Origin of the sequence: Hyphobacterium sp. CCMP332 (assembly GCF_014323565.1) — a bacterium.
Taxonomy (GTDB): Bacteria; Pseudomonadota; Alphaproteobacteria; order Caulobacterales; family Maricaulaceae; genus Hyphobacterium.
Window position 1 is genome coordinate 2,249,325 of sequence record NZ_CP058669.1, and the last position, 16,555, is coordinate 2,265,879.

The following is a 16,555-nucleotide window of genomic DNA, read 5'->3' on the forward strand; positions in this document are numbered from 1 at the left end:
TCGCAGAAAGCGTCACTCACTGTCTTCGTCAGACAGGCGTTTGAGCTCATAGAGGCAGTCCAGCGCCTCTCGCGGGCTGAGCTGGTCAGGGTCAATGCGCTTCATCCTCTCTGTTACTTGCGAGGGCCGGGCAGGAACAGAAACCGGCATTGAGGAAAAGAGAGGCAGCTCGGCCAGGGCCGCTGCCGGCGCGTCTTCGCTTTCCAACCGCTCGAGAATCGTGGTGGCCCGGGCAATGGCCGCCCTTGGCAATCCCGCACGACGGGCAACCTCAATTCCGTAGGATCGATCAGCCGGCCCTTCGGCCACCTGATGCAGAAACACCAGTTCGCCTTTCCATTCACGCGCCTTGAGGCTGAGATTGCCGGCCGCCGACAATTCATCTGCCAGCCGTGTCATCTCGTGATAATGCGTGGCAAAGAGCGCCCGGCACGTATTGACTTCGTGCAGGTGCTCGGCGGCTGCCCAGGCAATCGACAGGCCGTCAAAGGTCGACGTCCCCCGGCCGACCTCGTCGAGGATGACGAAGCTGCGCGGTGTCGCCTGATTGAGAATCGCCGCGGTTTCCACCATTTCGTTCATGAAGGTCGAACGGCCACGTGCCAGGTCATCCGCCGCCCCGACACGAGAAAACAGCCGGTCAGCAATGCCGATCCGCGCTTTTGTCGCCGGGACATAAAGCCCGGCCTGCGCGAGGATGATCATCAAGGCGTTCTGACGCAGATAAGTCGATTTACCGGCCATGTTTGGTCCGGTCACCAACAACAACCGCGCGCCAGCTTTCCCGCTACCCGCCATGCGGCAGTCATTCGGTGTAAATCCGGCTTCGCCGTCCCGTTTGAGCGCAGCCTCCACAACCGGATGACGGCCACTTTCGATCTCGAACACAGGATCATCGGTTAGCGCAGGATGCGTCCAGTTGGCGCGCCGGGCCAGCTCGGCATTGGCCGTTGCAACGTCAATTTCCGCCAGCGCCCGGGCAACCGCCCGGATCGTTTCGGCATTTTCCTCTACGCGCTCTCGAAACCCGGAATAGGCTTCCAGCTCCAGCGCAAGCGCACGGCCTGCCGCCCCGGCGATTCTTGATTCCAGCTCGGCCAGTTCGGTCGTGGTAAAGCGAACCGCATTCGCCATTGTCTGCCGGTGGATAAAATCGTCATGCGCCATGAGAGGGTCGGCATTCTTCGCGCTGACCTCTACAAAATAGCCCAGAACATTGTTGTGCTTGACCTTCAGATTGGTGACGCCGGTTGTCTCGCAGTAGGTTTTTTGAAGACCAGCGATCAGCTTTCGGGAATCGTCCCGCAGCGCTCGGGCTTCATCCAGTGCGGCGATCCAGCCCTCGGCGATAAAGCCACCATCCCGGGCATAGAGTCCGGGCTCTGCAATTAACGCAGCTTCCAGATCCGCGACCAGCGCCCGCAAACCCTCGAATCCCTGGATGTTCAGGGCATCGGCCAAAACCGTGAGGCGTTCCGGAAGATCGAGACCCGGTCCCGGCGCCAGAATGGCTGACAGGTTTTGCGCTTCGCCCAGCGTGCGCCGGAGCGCGGCGAGATCGCGCGGGCCGCCACGCGACAGGACAAGACGCGACAAAGCCCGCTCCGGATCTCCTGCGGCCTTCAGACGTTCGCGAATCGCCGCTGACTTCGGCGATTCCAGAAAGTGGGCCAGCAACTCCAGCCGCGCATTGATTTCTGCCGCATCGGTCGAGGGCCGGCTGAGCCGCGACGACAACAGCCGCGCACCGGGCGCGGTAACGGTTTCATCAATGGCATCCAGCAGCGACCCCTTGCGTTGACCCGCAAGCGTCCGGTCGATTTCAAGGCTGGCGCGGGTCGCGGGATCAATCAGCAAGGCACCGCCACTGCGGATCTGGCGCGGCGAGGAGAGCTTGGCGGGCGCGCCCGCCTGCGCCAGCTCCAGATAATCCAGCAACGCGCCCAGCGCCGCGGTTTCGGCTGAAGAAAAATCACCGAACGCATCCAGGGAATCGACGGTAAACCGCTCTTTCAGGCAGCGTGCGGCGGACTTGGCATCGAATTTGGCGCGCGCCAGCGGCGTTACCCGGCCCTGACCGATCCAGTCACTGGCGGAAATGAACATCTCTTCCGCGACCAGTAATTCGGCCGGGTTGAGCGCACCGAGCTCTGCCGCGACCTGTGCTTCCTCCACCGCGCTGACGGCAAATTCGCCTGTCGAGACCTCTGCCCAGGCAATGGCCATTCCGCCGGAGGCCGATTGGGCATAGGCCGCAATCCGGTTGGAGGCGCGCGCCTCCAGTAAGGAGTCTTCTGTCAATGTGCCGGGCGTCACAATCCGCGCAAGGCCGCGCTCAACCGTCTTGGCCCCGCGCGCCTTGGCAGAGGCCGGGTCCTCTAGCTGTTCACCGACCGCAACCTTGAAACCCGCCCGGATCAACCGGGCCAGATAGGCCTCGGCAGTGGCCGCGGGTACGCCGCACATCGGAATCGGTTCGCCCTGATGCTGCCCGCGTTGCGTCAGGGCGATATCGAGCGCTTCGGCGGCGCGCCGGGCATCGTCGAAGAACAATTCGTAGAAATCGCCCATCCTGTAAAACAGCAGGGCATCCTTCGGCGTTTCCTCCCGCAGGGTGAGGAATTGCGCCATCATTGGCGTTGCGCCATCGGTGCTGGGAAACTGGCGGTCGGAGAGCGTCGGATCAGTCATGGAGCGTGCGAAATTGGCCGGGATTCGTGAGCTCTGCAAGCGGCCATGACGCTTGCGTCAGACGCGGGCGGCGTTAGGTTCGAATCAAACCTTCCCGCGACCCGTTCAGGAACCGAGATATGTCAGACCGCACCAGCCCCGTGGATGATGAAGATGCGCTGCGATTCCATAGCCAGCCGACCAAGGGGAAGCTGGCGCTGCAGCCGACCAAGCCGATGGCCACCCAGCGCGATCTGTCTTTGGCCTATTCGCCGGGCGTGGCCGCGCCGGTCAAGGCCATCGCCGCAGATCCGGACCTGGTTTACGAATACACGTCCAAGGGCAATCTGGTCGCCATCGTATCCAATGGCACCGCGATTCTGGGCCTCGGCAATCTCGGGCCCATGGCATCCAAACCGGTGATGGAAGGCAAGGCGGTCCTGTTCAAACGCTTCGCCGATATCGACGGCATGGATATCGAGGTCGACGAGGAGGATCCCGATCTCTTTGTGGAATGTGTAGCCCGTTTCGGAGAAACCTTCGGCGGCATCAATCTGGAAGACATCAAGGGCCCGGACTGCTTCATCATCGAACAAAAGCTCCGCGAACGCCTCGACATTCCGGTCTTTCACGATGATCAGCACGGTACGGCGATTATCGCCGCCGCCGGCATCATCAATGCCTGCGAAATCACCAAGCGCGATATCTCGAAGCTGAAAGTCGTCGTCAATGGCGCCGGAGCAGCCGGCATTGCCGTTCTGGAACTCCTGAAGGCCATGGGTGTGAATGCCAAACATTGCATTCTCTGCGACTCCCGCGGCCCGATCTATCAGGGCCGTGAAGACGGCATGAATCAGTGGAAGGCCGCCCATGCCGCGCCAACCAAAGCGCGAACGCTCGCTGAAGCCCTCAAGGGGGCAGATTGCTTTCTGGGATTGTCCGTCGCCGGCGCGATTGACGAAGACATGGTCATGTCGATGGCGAAAAACCCCATCATTTTCGCCATGGCCAATCCGGAGCCGGAAATCCGCCCGGAGATCGTCCGCAAGATCCGCAAGGATGCCATCATGGCCACGGGCCGCTCGGATTACCCCAACCAGGTCAATAATGTGCTCGGCTTTCCCTACATATTCCGGGGGGCGCTCGATGTCCGGGCACGGACCATCAATGAGGAAATGAAGATTGCCTGCGCCACTGCCCTCGCCAATCTGGCCAAGGAAGACGTGCCCGATGAAGTGGCCGCTGCCTATCACGGACACCGCCCCAGCTTTGGCAGGGACTACATCATTCCATCGCCCTTTGATCCGCGCCTGATCTCCTACATTCCGCCTTATGTTGCTCAGGCGGCCATGGATTCCGGCGTAGCCCGGCGGCCGATTGAAGACATGGCCGTTTACAAGAAATCACTCGCCCGGCGTCTGGACCCGACCGCCGCGCTGCTGCAGCGCATTCAGGGCGCGGTCGCCGGCAAGGGAAAACGTATCGTTTTTGCCGAAGGCGAGGAGCCGTCGGTGATCCGCGCCGCCTATGCCTTCCAGATGCAGGAATTGGGCGAAGCCATTCTGGTCGGGCGCGAAGAACAGACCCGCGCCAATATGCGGCTGGTCGGCGTGCCGGAAGATGCGCTGACCATCGTCAATGCCCGCCTGTCGGAACGTAATTCCGACTATTCAGCCTTCCTCTATTCGCGGCTCCAGCGCGAAGGCTATCTGAAACGGGATGTGCAGCGCCTCGTCAACAACGACCGCAATGTCTTCTCCGCCTGCATGGTAAAGCTGGGCGATGCTGACGGCATGGTCACCGGCGTGACGCGCAATTACGATGCGGCATTGAATGATGTCGCGCGTGTGCTCGACCCGGCCGAGGGTGAGCGCGTCATCGGCATGTCCATCGTTCTGGCCAAGAACCAGACCTTCTTCATCGCCGATACCAATGTCACCGAATTTCCCGATTCCGCCGCTCTGGCGGACATCGCCTGCGAAGCCGCAGCGGCGGCCAGACGTTTTGGCTTCGAGCCCCGCGTCGCCTTTCTCTCCTATTCGACATTCGGAAACCCGGCGGGTCAACGCTCCGAAAAGCTTCAGGCAGCGGTGCGCATACTGGACGAGCGCGGTGTGGATTTTGAATATGAAGGCGAGCTCGCTGCCGATGTCGCGCTCGACCCCGCCCACCGCCTGCTCTATCCTTTCTCGCGCCTGACGCGTGCCGCCAATGTGCTCGTAATGCCCGCCATTCACTCCGCCTCCATCGCCACACGCCTGATGGGGGCTGGTGCCGGGGCGACAGTGCTCGGGCCGATGCTTCTGGGATTTGAACGCCCGGTCCAGATCGCCCGGCTGGGCGCACCGGTGACCGAGATCACAACGCTGGCGGCGCTGGCCGCCTATGACCTCTCGGCAGAGGCCGAGGCGGCGGAATGATCAGATCGTTTCGCGTTCGGCGAAAGTGTGCTTGCCCTTCGCATCTTCCGTACCGAACATGAGGATGAACCAGAGCAACAATGCTGCGGGGATCGTCCACGCTGCGGTGATGAGGAAGAAATTGAAATAGCCGACCGCATCCGCCAGAAGCCCCGAAAACCCGGACAGAAATTTGGCTACAAAGGCGTAGAAAGAGCTGAGTAGCGCATATTGGGTTGCGGCATTCGCCGGGTCCACAAGGCTCGAAAGATAGGCGATAAAGGCTGTTGTCACAAAGCCACCCGCCAGATTGTCGCCGACGATGGCCACCGTAAGCTTCCAGACATCTTCCGGACCGGCTGTGGCGGCAAGCCACGCATAAGCGCCGTTCGTGATGAAGGTGATAACGAGGCCGATGACAAGCGCACGCATAAGGCCGAACCTGAAGACCGCCACACCGCCGATAAACAGTCCGAATATCGTCGAGGCCAGTCCCGGTCCGCCCTGCACGCCACCGACAATTGCGCGATCAAAACCGATGTCCGAATAGAGTGGGCTCGCCATGACGCCCATGGTGAAGTCTGACAAGCGGTAAATCATGACCAGCAGGATGACCGGGATTATCCAGAGTTTGAGGCGTGAGAATATCTGCTTGAATGGCTCCCAGACCGACATCACGACCTTCGTGGCAAAACCGCCTTCAAGCTCCCGTTTTGCAATACCGGTCGCGGGTTCCTTCATGTAGAATACCAGAACGGCAGAGAGCGCCATGGCGGCCGCCATCGCGAGAAAGGAAATATCCCAATCCGCCCAGGCCGAAATGGCCAGTCCCAGCCCTGATGTCATATAAGCGACCCGGTAACCCAGCGAATAGGCCGCCGCCATATTCGCCTGCATGCGGTTAGGCGCGGATTCAATTCGCCAAGCGTCAATTGCGACGTCCAGCGTGGCTCCCGAATAAGATAACAGGATGGCGCCGATAGCGACAGGCAGAAGCCCCTGTGTTGGATCTGTCTGGGAAATGATGATGAGGCCGATAACCGTTCCGGTGATGGCCGTTACAATCCAGGACCGTCGCGGGCCCAGCATTTTGTGGAGCAGGGGTATTTTGACCCGGTCAACGATCGGCGACCAGAGGAATTTGAATGTATACGATAGTGTCACCCAGTAGAAAAAGCCGATGGTCGAGCGTTCAATGCCGGCATCGCGAAGCCAGAACGATAATTTCTGGAAGACCATGTAAAGCGGAAGGCCCGACGCAAATCCTAGGATCAGCATGGAAAGCATCACCGGCGTGAAATAGACACGAACGGTTTCTGCCCAGCTACGCTGAGGGCCGCCAGGCAAACTCGTATCCGTCATGCGGTGATCTCCAGCTTATCCGGAAACGACCCTGAAACGGTTTTGGGCTTTCGACAAGCTCAACACTGTGCCGGTCAGGGTTTCCGGATCGACCGGTTTGGTCAGGAAGGCATTCATGCCGGCCTCCAGACAGGCGCGGCGGTCGGCTTCCGATGTATTGGCCGTCAGGGCTATAAGCGGAATATTGATCCCGGCTTCTCGCGCCGATCTGGCAACACCCGGCCCATCCATTTCCGGCATGCGCAGATCGATGAGGGCAACATCCAGCCCGCCGGCCTTGAGACGCTCCAGCGCCTCCCGCCCGTTCATGGCGCGCTCCGGGTGAGCGCCGAGGCGGGTCAGCACCCGTTCAGCGATCAGACCATTCACCGGGTCATCCTCGGCGATCAGAACACGCAGACCCGCCAGCGGCCAGCCTTCGCCTTCCAGTCGGTTATTATCCCCCGCCTGGCCGGGCATGTCGCCGCCGACAAATCGTTCGAGGCTCTGACGGCGCACTGGTGTGACGAGCCAGCCATCCGCGCCTTGGGGTGGATTGTCCCGTATCGTGTCTTTTGATGCGGCATCGGTGAGAATCAGCGTCCGCCTTGCGCCGCTTTCCTGCGCGCGGTCGGACCATTTCGAGTCCAGCAAGAGCGTCAGTCCGCGGGCCGAGGATATCCGGTCAGGATTGGACAGCGTCCGGGCCTCACCCCCCAGCGCCAGTATTTGAGCCGACAGGGCATTGCGGGTCACGCGCGATGGCGAGGCGATCATCACGCTTTCGCCCGCCAGCGGACGATCCGTGCGCACGCCCTTGCGGATCGGCACGGGCAGCGCGGCCCAAAAGGACGCGCCTTCGCCCGGCGCGCTTTCGAGCCCGATCTCGCCATTCATGGCCTCGACCAGCTTTTTCACCATGGCCAGGCCGAGCCCGGCGCCGCTTTCCTTCAGTTGGGCCGAGCCCGTGCCGCGTTCGAAATGATCAAAGATCTTCGCCTGGTCCGCCGGATCAATTCCCGGACCGGTGTCGCGCACGGTGATGATCAACCGGGCACGATCCTCACTGTCATGATCCCCGGACAGCTCGACCCAGGCCCCGCCTTCGGAGGTAAACTTGACGGCATTGCCCAGAAGATTGAACAGGATTTGCCGCAAACGGGCCGTATCGGCCAGCACCTCTTCGGGAGCTGATTCGCGGACGACACAGGCCAGCGCGAGGCCTTTCTCGGCCGCGCGTGGGGCGAGCAATTCGACCGCATGCCGGACAAGGTCTGCCGGGCGAACAGGCGCGGGCCGAAGGTCGAGATGCCCCGCCTCCAACCGTGACAGGTCCAGAATTTCATCGATCAGCCCCAGCCCGTGCATGGCGCTGTCGGCCACGGCTCGGACATATTCGCGCTGATCCGGTTCCAGCGCCGTCAGCGCCAGGAGGTCTGCCACGCCTTTGACGCCTGCAAGCGGCGTTCGCAATTCATGGGTCACCGATGCAAAAAAGCGGGTGCGGGCATCTTCGGCTTCCTGACGCTCGGCGTCGGCATCGCGTTGATCGGTGACGTCCCGGCCGATCGAGATCGAACCACCGCTTTCAACCGGGCGTTCGTCCCATTCGACCCAGCGATTTCCCGACCGGGTGCGCATCAGTGCCTCGAACCGACGCGACCCGCGGCCTGTCGGCCCCGCCGGTGCCACCGCAAACCATCGCCCGGTCCAGTCAGACCGTTTCCCTCCAAATGCCGACAGGAAGGCGTGGTTGACGAAACGCACACGGCCATCGGCCGCGCGCAAAAGGGCCATTTCCCCCGTTGCATCCAGCGCAATCAGGGCGGCTTCCGCGGCATCTGTGGCCGGGCTAATCGGGTTCGTAGTCATGGTAAACGAGCCTAACCCTGAACCGGTTAAAGAACCGCTTCTGTGCTAGCCGGCGGAAACCCGGTTGCGGTTCGCCGACAGCGCCCCGGCACCGGGAGCGGCTCGCCGGAGCGAGAGCGCTTCGGCAATATGAACCCGGCGCACGCCATCCGAACCATCAAGGTCGGCAATGGTCCGGGCCGATCGAAGGACGCGATGATAGCCCCGCGCCGTGAGGCCCATGACTTCAGCCGCCTGATTGATCAATTGCTGACCGCCGCGATCCGGTTCTGCAACATGATCCAGAAGCTCCGCATTCAATCGGGCATTAAGGCGGCCGCGTTCGGTCTGGGCCTCCCGTGCCCGCGCCACCCGGGCTGCGGCCTCTTCGGTCCCCTCAGTCGGGGGCGGCAAGGCCAGATCTGCCGGTGTCACGGGTGGCGCTTCAACATGAAGATCGATCCGGTCCATCATCGGGCCGGACACCCGCGCCTGATAATCGGCCGCGCATCTCGGCCCGCGCTTGCAGGCCTCGCCATTGGCACCGGCCCAGCCACAGCGGCAGGGATTCATCGCCGCAATCAGCTGGAAATGGGCCGGATAGGTAATGTGCGCATTGGCCCGCGCGACAACGATTTCACCGGTCTCCAGCGGTTGGCGCAAACTGTCGAGAACTTGCGGGTGAAACTCCGGAAGCTCGTCAAGAAAGAGGACGCCATGATGGGCCAGCGACGCCTCTCCCGGCTTGGCCTTCTGGCCGCCGCCGACCATGGCCGCCATGGAGGCGGAATGATGCGGTGCGCGAAAAGGCCGCGAGCGGGTCAAACGTCCGCGTTCCAGAAGGCCGGCGACAGACTGGATCATCGACACATCCAGCAATTCAGGGGCCGACAGGGGCGGCAACAGGCCGGGAAGACGTGCCGCCATCATGGATTTGCCGGATCCCGGAGGGCCCACCATCAGGAGATTGTGGCCGCCTGCCGCCGCGATTTCCAGCGCCCGCTTGGCGCTCTCCTGCCCCTTGACATCCTTGAGATCAATATCCGGCCGGGCGTCGATGAGATCGCCCGGTACCGGACGCGAGAGCATTTGACGGCCCTTGAAATGATTGACCAGCTGAATGAGGGACGCGGGCGCCAGAATGGAGAGCTCACCCCCGGCCCAGGCCGCTTCGGGACCACAGGATTCCGGACAGATGAAACCGAGATCGAACCGGCTGGCGGCCATCGCGGCGGGCAGGGCCCCCGGCGTCATATTGATCGAGCCGTCCAGCCCCAACTCGCCCATGGCCAGATGGTCGGCGGCGGCATCCGGGGGAATGACATCCATGGCCGCCATCAGGCAAAGCGCAATCGGCAGATCGAAGTGCGCGCCCTCCTTGGGGCGGTCTGCCGGTGCCAGATTGACGATCACCCGGCCGGGCGGCAGGGACAGCCCGATCGCGGCAAAGGCAGCACGGACCCGTTCGCGGCTTTCGGCCACCGCCTTGTCGGCAAGACCGACAACCGCAAAGACAGGTTGCCCGCCCGCGAACTGGGCCTGAACATCAACGCGCTTCGCTTCCGCGCCTTCAAACGCGATCGTCGTGGTTTTGGCCGCCATTATCTGTCCCCTGTACGGCCCGCCCGCGAGAGCAAGCCTTTATGATATCGACACTTTTCCACAGCCTGCGGAACATGGTCGATCAAAACAGGAACATAATAAGAACGAAAGACAGCTGCGAGTCAAGGTTGCGGGATGATCAGGCCTTCAGCCGGCGGTCAACGGCCTCCCAGAAGAGCGCCGCCGCATCCACACCGGAAAAGCGCTTCAACTCCTGCACACCGGTTGGCGACGTGACATTGATCTCGGTCAGGCGGTCGCCAATGACGTCAATGCCGACCAGAACCAGACCACGCGCCTTGAGCACGGGTCCGATCACCTTGCAGATATACCGGTCAGCTGCGTTCAGTTCAGCGGCTTCAGCCTTGCCGCCGACATGCATGTTCGATCGCGTTTCGCCGGGCTGCGGGACGCGGTTGATGACCCCGACAGCCTCGCCATCGATCAGGATGACGCGCCGGTCTCCCGCCGACACATTCGGCAAGAACGCCTGCGCAATGATCGGCTCGCGATTGATGCCGAAAAACATTTCGACAATGGACGAGAAATTGCTGTCATCGGGCTTCACCCGGAACACGCCAGCCCCGCCATTGCCGTAAAGCGGCTTGAGGATGATGTCCTTGTGCGTCGTCCGGAAGTCCCTGATCGCCGACAGGTCGCGCGAAATCAGCGTCGGTGGGATGAGGTCGGGGAAATCCAGCGGAATGATTTTTTCCGGGCTGGACCGGACCCATTCCGGATCATTCAGAACCAGCGTTCTGCCTTTCAGATATTCCAGAATATGGCAGGCCGTGATGTAGGACATATCGAACGGCGGATCCTGCCGCATCAGGACAACATCCACATCCTCGGCCAGATCCAGCGTCTCGCGATCTCCCTCGATCGCCGGCTGGCCGGTAACGCGCTGAACCGTTGCCGGGCGGGCGCGCGCCGTGACTTTCCCGGCCTCCCAGGACAGGTGTTGCGGCTGATAGGTCCACAGTTTGTGGCCCCGCTCCTGAGCCGCTTCCATCAGTGCAAAACTGGTGTCGCCATTGATGTCGACGCCGGAAACCGGGTCCATCTGAACCGCAATGCGAAGGCTCATTCTGTGTCCTGTCTAGTCAATGGGCGTAAAGGTCGTTGACCGCACATCCTGCGGTGGCTCCAGCGACGGCAGGGACTCATTTGCCGGAATCGCTTCTCCGCTGCAAGCGGCAGCCTGACGCGCGCCTCGGGCGACCGGCGTCGCTTCCTCGCCCACAACCCGGACGAAGGTGACCACTTCCGTCACACCATCCACGAGCGAGGCATGTTGCGCGGCCCGCTCCAGTTCGCCGCGCGTGCGCGCCACACCCAGAAGAAAGACGCGGCCATTTTCAGCTTCCACATTGTAATTCACGCTGCGTACCGAACGGTCCCGCAAAAGGCGGCTGCGCACTTGCTGGGTGATCCAGCTGTCACGCGCCCCATCACGCAGCGTCGAGGCGCTCGCGACCGTCACTTCATTCTCGACGGCCCGTACAGCCAGAGCCGACCAGGCAAGACATTCGGCCTGACGCCGGTCTTCTTCGCGGGGCGCGGTGCCGGTGAGAAGCGCGATCCCGTCCGTGACCTCCACATCCACACCATCAAGCGCATAGCCCTCGGCGCGGGTCATGGCGGCCTTGATCGAAAGTGATGCATTCGTGTCATCAATGCCGCGGCCGATCGACCTCTCAGGCTGGATCGCCGCACAGGCCGAAAGGGTCAGTGCGAAAATCAGGGGAATAAGGCGGAATTTCATGCGGCAACACTCCAGAAATGACAGCCCGGCTGGAAGTCTATCTGCGCAAATGATTCTGTTCAGTTAAAGTTTTGTGAGCCACGCCCTTCCGGCCAGAACGCCTGACGGGAATGAAAGGGCAGACGCCACGGCCGGATCACGATCAGATCATAGCGGATGTCCAGCCCGGCATATTGCCGGCTGCGGCCGATAAAACTCGACGTGCCGCGGATAATGCGCTGTTGCTGATGCCAGGTCAGAGCGTTGATGCCATCCGCCAGCGAATTGCGTCCCTTGACTTCGACGATTGCCAGAATTCGGCCCTTGCGGGCGACAATGTCCAGCTCACCCGATGAGGTTTTCTCCCGCAGGGAGACAATGCGATAGCCTTTCAGAACAAGCCAGAGAGCCGCCCACCGCTCGGCACGGCGACCGCGCGCCTCGGCCTGGCGGCGCGATTCCGTCACCCTTTGGCGTCCTTGAGCAACAGGGCCCGCGCGTAAAGGTCCCGCTTGTTGAGACCTGTTGCGTCCGCAATTTTTGCCGCTGCCCCCTTGACCCCGAGACCGGGAATTAGCGCCCGCAATTCCGCATCAATATCTATTGAGACGCGACCGCCGCCATCACCCGGACCGATCAGCAGCGTGATTTCGCCGCGCGGAGGACCGTTTTCGGCATAGAAAGCGGCAAGGTCCGCAACAGACCCGCGGCGAAATTCCTCGAATTTCTTCGTCAGCTCGCGCGCTACTACGGCCTCTCGCTCGCCCAGAACGCTTGAAATATCTGCCAGACTCGCCGCCAGCCGCGGACCGGATTCATAAAAAACCAGCGTTCCCGGGATGGCGGCCAGCTCTTTCAGGCGATTCTGCCGCGTCCCGGATCGCGGCGGCAGAAAGCCGGCGAAAAAGAAGGCGTCACTGGGCAAGCCGGCCGCCGCAAGGCCGGTCAGAAGCGCGGAGGCGCCCGGCAAGGCCCTGACCGGATGGCCCGCCTCAACCGCCTCGCGGACCAGTTTATACCCCGGATCGGAAATCAGCGGTGTTCCCGCATCCGAGATCAGGACAACGCGCTCACCGGCTTCCAGCGCTTCGAGAATCTCCGGGCGCACTTTGGCCCCGTTATGGTCATGATAAGGTAAGACTTTTCCGCTAATGCCATAGGCGTCCATCAGCTTTCGGGCCACACGCGTATCTTCGGCCAGTATCCGGTCAGCTCCTGCCAGGGCATCCAGAGCGCGAAGTGTAATGTCGCGCAAATTGCCGATCGGCGTGGAAACAATGTTCAGACCCGGCTCGGGCGGTTGCGGTGCGGGAGCGCGGCGGCTAGTTTTGCCGGGAATATGTGAAGGCGGCTCTGTCATGATTCTCGCAGCATCTTTGCGCGGCTTGCGCAAACTACCAAGACCGATTGTTGTTACGCTGACAATGGCCACATTGGCCGCATGTGCCAGTACACCCCCGCCACCACCTCCTCCGCCGCCTCCGCCACCGGAAGTGATCGAGCCGGAGGTGACAACACCCGAAGTGGTCGAGCCGGAAATTGTGCGGCAGGACGGTATTGTCCCGCGCCACCTTGAAGGCCGCGACCTGACCCGGGCGGCGCTACTGCTGCCGTTCAGTCACCACAATGCCGCCGCCCGCGGTGAGGCGTCCAATCTGCTGCGCGCGGCCGAGCTGGCCCTGTTCGAGCATGGCGCGGATACGCTGGTCCTGATGCCGAAGGATACGGGCGGAACCGCGGAGGGCGCGCGTCAGGCTGCACAGGCGGCGATTGATGATGGTGCTGATATTATTCTCGGCCCGCTTTTCGGAGCGGCCGCCGTCGCAGCCGGACAGGTCGCGCAGCGCTATGATGTCCCGGTCCTCGCTTTCTCGACCGATACCAGCATTGCCGGAAACGGCGTCTACCTCCTCAGCCTCCCGCCCGATCAGGAAGTTGCGCGCATTACCGAATATGTGGCGCTTCTCGGCGTTGACCGTTTTGCCTTTATCGGACCGGGCGGAGCCTATGGTAGCGCCGTCCGCAATGCCCTTGCCGAAAACGCGCAGCTGAATGGCGGTGCGCTGGTGGCCGAGGAAACCTATGTCGGCGGCGTCGAGGCCATGACATCCGCCGCGCGGCGTCTGGCCCAGCTCGGCTTCACAAGCCTCGAGGCCGAAGACGCCATGATGTTCAACTCCAGCGAATGGGTCCCGTCACCCAATGCGCCATTTCAGGCCGTGATGTTGCCGGAAGGCGGCACGCGGTTGCGCACACTGGGGCCGCTTCTGCCCTACCATGAAATTGACCCGTTGATTGTCCGCTTCATCGGTACCGGCCTGTGGAATAGTGAGGAGACACGCCGTGAGCCCGTCCTCCATGGCGGCTGGTTTGCCGGACCGGATGCAGAGGCCCACGACGCCTTTGTCACCCAATACGAATCCGCCTTTGGGGAGGAACCGTCCCGCATTGCCAGCCACGCCTATGACGGGGTCTTGCTATCGGTTTTCTTTGCCAATGAAGGCGGGGTCAGCCGCGAAGCGCTGGAAGACCCGGAAGGTTTTTACGGAGCGGACGGTCTGTTCCGTTTCCGCGCGGATGGCCGAATCGAACGCGGACTGGCCATTTATGAGGTGCGCCGCGATGGCTTCCGCGTCATCGAGCCGGCACCGCGCGAATTTGCTCCAGCCGTATTCTAGGGGCAAAGCGCAGCCGCAATGCCGTCCGCCAGAAGGCGGCCCTCATCGGTAAGGCAAAGGCGCGTCCCGGACATCGTCAACCAGCCCTGATCGGTATATCGGCGCAATTCTTCAGCCTCCACGGTTTGGCCGGTGGTGTGTTTCAACTGTTCAAGATCAAGCCCGCTTTCAATCCGCAATCCCATCAGAATGCGTTCCCTTGCTTCATCCAGTGCAGACAAGGTCTCGGCTTTCGACCCCGTACCGGTCTCGGCAACCCGGCGGATATAGTCGGCAGGCCGCAGCGCGGTCTCGGTCGAGAGCCGCCCGCCCGTTGCGGCCGATCCAATCCGGCCATGGCCACCGGGGCCGATGCCGATCCAGTCCGCCCCCTGCCAATAAAGGCGGTTATGGCGCGATTCAGCACCCGGTCTGGCGTGATTGGAAATTTCATAGGCGGGAAGTCCCGCCTCCCGGCACAATTCCTGGGTCAGGCGATACAATCTTTCCCCGAGCGCGTCTCCGGGAGGCGTCAACTCGCCCCGCTCTGCCCGTTTGGCAAAGGCGGTGCCCGGCTCGATGGTCAATTGATAGAGCGAGAGATGTGCGAGGCCTGTGGCCAGCACTGACGACAACTCCGCCGCCCAGTCATTTTCTGTCTGACCCTCGCGGGCATAAATGAGGTCAATGGACACATTGCCAAAAGCGGACAGGGCCGCGTCCAGCGCCGCTTGACTGCTGGCGCCATCATGATCACGGCCCAGCGCGCGCAAGGCGTCATCATGAAAACTCTGCACGCCCAGAGAAAGGCGGTTTATCCCGGCCGCGGCAAAATCAGCCAATCGGCCTGCGTCATTCGGATTCGCTTCCAGTCCGATCTCGATACCCGGATCAAAGCCAAATCCGGTTTGCGCGCGGTCAATGAGCTGCCCGATTTGCCGCCCCGTCATCAGGGACGGCGTTCCGCCGCCAAAGTGAATCGAGGCAAGCGTTCGACCCGGCCATTGCGCGGCCCAATAATCCAGATCCGCCACAAGGGCCTCAAACAGCGCGCCGTCATTTCCCCGCGCACGATACACATTGAAATCGCAATACGGGCAGATCCGGGCACAGAACGGCCAGTGTATATAAAGGCCCAGAGCGGTATCAGACATGACCGAACTCGGCCGCGATCAAGGCCGTCATAGCGCGGGCGCGATGGCTCATCGCCGCTTTCTCACGCGACGTCATTTCCGCAAACACGCGCGTCTCTCCCTCTGGCTGAAAGACCGGGTCATATCCAAACCCACCCTCTCCGCGCGGCGGCCAGATCATCTCGCCAACAACCCGGCCCTCATAAATCCGGTCAGACTCTCCCGGCACAACAAGTGCCAGCACACAAACAAAGGCGGCGCTGCGGTCGCCATCGCCACAGGCCTCCAGCTCGTCCTCGATCCGGCGCATCGCCCGTGCGAAATCGCGAGGCTCGCCTGCCCAGCGTGCGGAGTGAATGCCGGGCTGACCGTTCAGTGCCGTTACACAAAGGCCGGAATCATCGGCGAGCGCAGGTAGGCCGGTTGCCTGACTGGCCGCCCGCGCTTTCAGCAGGGCATTACCGGCGAATGTCGACTCGGTTTCATCGGGTTCGGAGAGTGAAAAATCAGCAGCCGACTGCAAATTGACACCAAAAGGCCTCAGCAACTCGCCTATCTCTCTGATTTTTCCTTGGTTATGTGACGCCAACACCCAGGAATTTGCTGCTTTCATAGCCCGGTTCACCCTCATTTTTTATCGCCTTTCGGAAAATTAATATCGAAAAACGATATTTTTGCTTGCAGCCCCGGAATTTTATGTTTATCGATAAATCCACGGACGGCGAAATGATCGTTCGGCAGACAAAACAAAACATCTTGGTCGATTGAAACACTTAACTGGAGAACATAAAAATGGTCAGGTCCGAAAACAATGCAGCACGCACCTTTCTTGCGGTTGCGATTAATGCGTTTCTTATCATCGCGGTCGGTGCCGGCGTTGTTGCCGCTCTCGCCCCGGCGATGGCATGAGCGTAAAATGGTCCCGGCGGTAGCGTTACGCGCCGCCGGGGACCCAATAGGGGGCAGGAGTAAATGGAGGCAACAAAAGCGAGTCCGATGATCGGAGGCCTGAAATGGCTTCTGGATATCATCTGGTATCTTTTGTGGGCGGTGCTCATCGTCAGCGCGGTAACCGTACTCCTTGCCACAATATTGTTCGGTGCCCAGCTTTTTGGGTGGTTGCCGAGCGGGGTCGCAGCCTCTCTTACGGGGGCGATA

Annotated in this window: 12 protein-coding genes; 2 read left to right on the forward strand and 10 right to left on the reverse strand. The window is 61.6% G+C overall.

Annotation, left to right across the window (positions count from 1 at the left end):
* Positions 1-12 precede the first annotated feature (12 nt).
* Positions 13-2,691 carry a DNA mismatch repair protein MutS gene (gene mutS, locus HXX25_RS11320; RefSeq protein ID WP_187166015.1) on the reverse strand — a complete coding sequence of 893 codons (2,679 nt, stop codon included), beginning with the start codon at positions 2,689-2,691 and terminating at the stop codon, positions 13-15.
* Positions 2,692-2,810: 119 nt separating this feature from the next.
* Between mutS and HXX25_RS11325 the strand changes: the two genes are divergently transcribed.
* Positions 2,811-5,090 (forward strand): NADP-dependent malic enzyme, encoded by a 2,280-nt coding sequence (locus HXX25_RS11325; protein WP_187166016.1) that lies wholly within the window; start codon positions 2,811-2,813, stop codon positions 5,088-5,090.
* Here HXX25_RS11325 and HXX25_RS11330 read toward each other — a convergent pair whose 3' ends face one another.
* The 7 genes from HXX25_RS11330 to rsmI all read right to left on the reverse strand — a co-directional run bounded on the left by HXX25_RS11330 (position 5,091) and on the right by rsmI (position 12,967).
* Entirely contained in the window at positions 5,091-6,431 is a 1,341-nt protein-coding gene (locus HXX25_RS11330) for an MFS transporter (RefSeq protein WP_187166017.1), read from the reverse strand.
* 15 nt (positions 6,432-6,446) lie between these two features.
* Positions 6,447-8,282, reverse strand: a complete 1,836-nt coding sequence (locus tag HXX25_RS11335; protein WP_187166018.1) for a hybrid sensor histidine kinase/response regulator — start codon at positions 8,280-8,282, stop codon at positions 6,447-6,449.
* A 45-nt stretch (positions 8,283-8,327) separates the two neighbouring features.
* Positions 8,328-9,863, reverse strand: coding sequence for a YifB family Mg chelatase-like AAA ATPase (locus HXX25_RS11340; RefSeq protein WP_187166019.1), 1,536 nt, complete (start codon positions 9,861-9,863; stop codon positions 8,328-8,330).
* A 139-nt stretch (positions 9,864-10,002) separates the two neighbouring features.
* Positions 10,003-10,950: a glutathione synthase gene (gene gshB, locus HXX25_RS11345; protein WP_187166020.1), complete on the reverse strand. Its 948-nt coding sequence runs from the start codon at positions 10,948-10,950 to the stop codon at positions 10,003-10,005.
* A 12-nt stretch (positions 10,951-10,962) separates the two neighbouring features.
* A complete protein-coding gene (locus HXX25_RS11350; RefSeq protein WP_187166021.1) occupies positions 10,963-11,628 on the reverse strand; it encodes a BON domain-containing protein in 666 nt (221 codons plus the stop codon).
* 59 nt (positions 11,629-11,687) lie between these two features.
* Positions 11,688-12,074, reverse strand: a complete 387-nt coding sequence (locus HXX25_RS11355) for a YraN family protein (protein WP_187166022.1) — start codon at positions 12,072-12,074, stop codon at positions 11,688-11,690.
* On the reverse strand, positions 12,071-12,967 hold the full coding sequence (rsmI, locus tag HXX25_RS11360) for a 16S rRNA (cytidine(1402)-2'-O)-methyltransferase (RefSeq protein WP_187166023.1): 897 nt from the start codon (positions 12,965-12,967) through the stop codon (positions 12,071-12,073). The genes HXX25_RS11355 and rsmI overlap by 4 nt, the downstream gene beginning before the upstream one ends.
* Between rsmI and HXX25_RS11365 the strand changes: the two genes are divergently transcribed.
* Positions 12,966-14,285, forward strand: a complete 1,320-nt coding sequence (locus tag HXX25_RS11365) for a penicillin-binding protein activator (protein WP_187166024.1) — start codon at positions 12,966-12,968, stop codon at positions 14,283-14,285. The two genes, rsmI and HXX25_RS11365, sit on opposite strands and share 2 nt — an antisense overlap.
* Here the strand turns inward: HXX25_RS11365 and hemW are convergent.
* Both hemW and rdgB read right to left on the reverse strand, forming a co-directional pair.
* The gene (hemW, locus tag HXX25_RS11370) at positions 14,282-15,418 is read right to left on the reverse strand and encodes a radical SAM family heme chaperone HemW (RefSeq protein ID WP_187166025.1); all 1,137 of its coding nucleotides are present in this window, start codon (positions 15,416-15,418) and stop codon (positions 14,282-14,284) included. The genes HXX25_RS11365 and hemW overlap by 4 nt on opposite strands.
* Positions 15,411-16,028 carry an RdgB/HAM1 family non-canonical purine NTP pyrophosphatase gene (gene rdgB, locus HXX25_RS11375; RefSeq protein ID WP_370543736.1) on the reverse strand — a complete coding sequence of 206 codons (618 nt, stop codon included), beginning with the start codon at positions 16,026-16,028 and terminating at the stop codon, positions 15,411-15,413. The genes hemW and rdgB overlap by 8 nt, the downstream gene beginning before the upstream one ends.
* Positions 16,029-16,555 lie beyond the last annotated feature (527 nt).